A 3,697-nucleotide genomic window follows, 5' to 3' on the forward strand; every position below is an offset into this window, starting at 1 on the left:
CTCGGCATCCAGCGACACGCCGTTGAGGGCATTGACCAGGATGCCGATGGTCGAGCCGTTGTGCAGCAGCGCGCTGGCCACCGGTGACAGCCAGCCCAGCACCGCGCCGGCCAGCACGCCGGAATTGATGCCAACCGCAGCGGTGAAGTTGCGTTTGATCAGACGCATGGTCTTGGCGGCGAGTTCGCGGGCATCGGCGACCGCCTGCAGGCGATCGTCCATCAGCACCACATCGGCGGTCGCGCGGGCGATATCGGCGCCGCGCGGCATGGCGATGCCGACATCGGCCACCGCCAGCGCGGGGCCGTCGTTGACACCATCGCCGACGAAGCCGACCTTGTGGCCGGCCCGCTGCAGACCCTCGATCACGCTCGCCTTGTCCTCGGGCGCCATCTCGGCATACACGGCATCGAGCCCCAGCTCGGCAGCCAAGGCCTCGCCCTTCTCGCGCCGATCGCCGGTGATCATGATCAGCTGCTTGATGCCGAGCGCGCGCAGCCGCTCGAGCGCCGCCGGGGCCTCCTCGCGCAAGGTGTCGCGCAATGCGATCAGCCCCACCGCGCCCTCGGCGTTGCCGACGAACAGCAGGGTCTTGCCCTCCGCTTGCAAGGCCTCGATGCGATCCCGATAGGCGTCGAAGCCGATCGCCATGTGCTCTTCCAGGTAGTGCCGGCTGCCGACCACGAGGCGCCCGTCATCGACCTCGGCGCTCAGGCCATGGGCGACCATGTAGTCGACCTCGCCGTGCGAGATATGCGCCAGATCGCGCTCGCGGGCGGCCTCGACCACGGCTTGGGCGACCGGATGACTGGCATGCTCCTCGACCGAGGCGACCATCGCCAGCAGCTCGGTCTCGGTGCAGGCACAGCTGCCCGGAAGCACGACCACATCGGTGACCAGCAGATCGCTATGGGTCAGGGTGCCGGTCTTGTCGAACACCAGGGTATCGATCGCGGCCAGGGTCTCGATCGCCTCGCCGCCCTTCATCAGCACGCCGTGCTCGGCGGCACGCGACATGCCGGACTTGAAAGCAACCGGCGTGCCGAGCTTCAGCGCGCAGGAATAATCGACCAGAAAGACCGATTGCAGCCGCGCCAGATCGCGCGTCAGCGCATACACGGCCGCGCCGGTGCCGAGCGTCAGATAGACCCGCTTGTCGGCCAGCTCGTCGGCCAGGCGTTGGGTCGCGGCCTGCTCGGCCAGCGAGGTCTGGATGAAGCGCGAGACGCGCGCGGTGGTGGTGTCCTCGCCAACGCGGGTCGCCTCCACGCGCAGGCGTCCCTCGACCAGCACCGAGCCGGCAATGACGCGCGCCGGCGCCTCCTTGCGCACCGGGACGTCCTCGCCGGTGACGCCGGCCTGATTGACCAACGCCAGGCCGTCGATGACATGGCCATCGACCGGAATGGTCTCGCCGACGCCTATCACCACCGTCTCGCCCGTGCTCACCTCGTCGCCCGAGACCTGCACCAGCTCGCCAGCGCGCTCGACCCAGGCCATCGCTGGATCGGGTCGCAACAGGCGGCGCAGCAGCCGATCCGACTGGCGCTGGGTACGACGCTCCAGGAATGAGCCCAGATCGAGCAGCAGATCGGTCAGGTTGGCCGTGAACAGCTTGCCATTGGCGGCCGCCAGGCCGACTGCGAGCGCATCCAACACCTCGACCTTGATGCCCTTGTGGATCAGGGTATCGGCGCCTTTGGCGAGCGTCGAGCCGACGTTGGCGAAGGTGAGCACGACGCGCATCGGCGGGGTCAAGAACGGTAGCGCCGCCAGCGTGAACAGCGTCGTGATCATCGGCGCCACCTCGGCCTCGTGGACCTCGCCCTCGCTGTAGCCGGGGATCGGCTCGGCCGGGAAGCGCTCGAGCCGATGCAGCAGCGACTGCCGCGCCGCCGCTCCGCCCTGGTAGTGGATGATCAGGGCGCGGGCGGCGCGATTGGCGCGCACCTCCTGGGTCGGGGCCGCCGCGTCGATCCAATCCTCGAGCGCCCCGGCCTCGCAGCCGGGCTCGCCCAGGGCCGGGATGCGCAAGCGCAGGCGTCCCGGCACCTCATGGATGATCCGATAGTTGGTCAGTGCCACGGCAAGATGGTTGGCGGCAGCGGTCTGTCGGTAACAGGCTCAAGCGCAGGCTGGCAGCCGGCTCCAACTCGACCGAGAACAGGCGGCTGGCCCCGAACCCAGACTCAAGCGTCCTTGTGCGACTCGGCGGCCTGGATCTCGGCCTCGGCGTCGTGGAACCGCTCCTTGAGTTCCTCGACGCCACCCTGGAGGCCACCCCAGAGCTTGACCGCGCCCTTGATGGCGGTGCGTTGCACGCCCTCGTTGGTGAGCAGATAGGCGGCGGCGGCACCGATCAGCAAGCCCTTGAGGAAGCGGTCGTTGCCGAGATTGAAGAAGGGTTGTGTCGCTGGCGTCGGATACCCGCCGCCCGGCCTGACGCCCGCGCTCATGCCCGCCTGCGGCGCCATCGGCGCTGGTTGATAGGCGGCCGGATAATAGCCGGCGTGATAACCGCCGGCTGGCATCATGCCCGGTGGTTGCGGCGCATAGGACGGAGAGTGCCCCTGGTCCGCACCCATTGGGCCGCCCGTCATCTGCGCATGGGCGGACTGGGAGGGGGATTGCGCCGCAGGCGGATACCAGGATCGATCGTTGTATTGGCTCATTCGGTTAGCTCCCAGGCGAGGTTGTGGGTTCGGCGTCGGCGGTTGGCCGATCCGCGCGCGCCGTCTCGGCCGCCGCACGTTCGCTCGCCAAGCGGTGTTGCTGACGGCGCTTGAACCATTGGCTGGCAAAGACCATCAAGGCCGCGCCGACAACGACCCCACCGATGCCTTCGGCGAGATTCTTGGCGACTCCATGCCGCTGGCGCTGCATGCCGTGCTGGTTGCGACTCATGGTTCGACCTCTTGCTCGATGTCGCGCTCCAGGTAGCGTTGGATCCCGTACATCACGGCGCTACCAGTGGCGAACAGCACGCCGAGCCGCACCAGGCCCTGGCGCTGGACGGCGCTGGCGGCGGCACCGGCGACGGCGCTCGCCGCCGCGGTCGCGAGCGCGGCGCGACCCGTATCGGCGAGGGCGCCGACAGCATCGATCTCCTGACGCTGCAAGCGGCGGATATTGGCGCCCGCAGCGGCGGAGCCACCGATCACGGCGCCCATGATCGCGAGTTGCCCGAGGGCCGAGCAGCGATCCGAGGATGCCGCGAGACTGTACTCGGAGGTGAGGCAGCGATCGCCCGCGGGCGCGGCCGGCGCATAGGCAATGGGGGCCTGCATCCCCGCGGGCGCGGCCGGCGCATGGGCAATGGGGGCCTGCATCAGGGCGCGGTCGTATTCGTTACTCATCGATCGTTCTCGCTCTCGGTATCCGCCGCCGAGGCACGTTCCTTGAGCTTGTCGGCGCCGCTCTTGACTGCGCTCTTGGCCTTGGCGCCGGATTTGAACAAGGCGTCCTGGACCTGATCGTTGGTCAGCAACAGCACCGTCGCCGCGCCCACCAGCGCGCCCTTCCAGAACTCGGTGTCATCCAGACTGAGCATGCGCGTCAGGCTGTTGAGCCCGTTACCACCTTCGGCAAGCTCCGCGAACAACTGCTGCATCCCGGCCTGCGGGCCGGGTCCGGGGCCCGAACCTGCGCCCGCCGCGCTCCCGGCCGCCGCATGCCCGCCCATTGGCGCACCGCCTGG

At 69.0% G+C, this 3,697-nt stretch carries 5 protein-coding genes; all 5 read right to left on the minus strand.

Features of this window, described 5'->3' with window-relative positions; translation table 11 throughout:
* On the minus strand, positions 1-2,085 hold a 2,085-nt coding region (locus ACLFQI_RS12385; RefSeq protein WP_410759771.1), incomplete at its 3' end, for a heavy metal translocating P-type ATPase.
* A 104-nt stretch (positions 2,086-2,189) separates the two neighbouring features.
* The gene (locus ACLFQI_RS12390; RefSeq protein WP_410759772.1) at positions 2,190-2,672 is read right to left on the minus strand and encodes a hypothetical protein; all 483 of its coding nucleotides are present in this window, start codon (positions 2,670-2,672) and stop codon (positions 2,190-2,192) included.
* Positions 2,673-2,676: 4 nt separating this feature from the next.
* Positions 2,677-2,904: a carbon monoxide dehydrogenase gene (locus tag ACLFQI_RS12395; RefSeq protein ID WP_410759773.1), complete on the minus strand. Its 228-nt coding sequence runs from the start codon at positions 2,902-2,904 to the stop codon at positions 2,677-2,679.
* Entirely contained in the window at positions 2,901-3,356 is a 456-nt protein-coding gene (locus ACLFQI_RS12400; RefSeq protein ID WP_410759774.1) for a hypothetical protein, read from the minus strand. Before ACLFQI_RS12400 ends, ACLFQI_RS12395 begins: the two co-directional genes overlap by 4 nt.
* Positions 3,353-3,697 (minus strand): hypothetical protein (locus ACLFQI_RS12405; protein ID WP_410759775.1); only part of this gene is annotated, 345 nt, incomplete at its 5' end. The genes ACLFQI_RS12405 and ACLFQI_RS12400, both read right to left, overlap by 4 nt.

The sequence above is a fragment of the Halochromatium sp. genome (assembly GCF_046541315.1).
GTDB lineage: Bacteria > Pseudomonadota > Gammaproteobacteria > Chromatiales > Chromatiaceae > Lamprobacter.

What these genes read in the sequence shown, in the direction of transcription:
- ACLFQI_RS12390 (WP_410759772.1), bottom strand. Translation starts at nt 2,672, where the DNA reads ATGAGCCAATACAACGATCGATCCTGGTATCCGCCTGCGGCGCAATCC.
- ACLFQI_RS12395 (WP_410759773.1), bottom strand. Translation starts at nt 2,904, where the DNA reads ATGAGTCGCAACCAGCACGGCATGCAGCGCCAGCGGCATGGAGTCGCC.
- ACLFQI_RS12400 (WP_410759774.1), bottom strand. Translation starts at nt 3,356, where the DNA reads ATGAGTAACGAATACGACCGCGCCCTGATGCAGGCCCCCATTGCCCAT.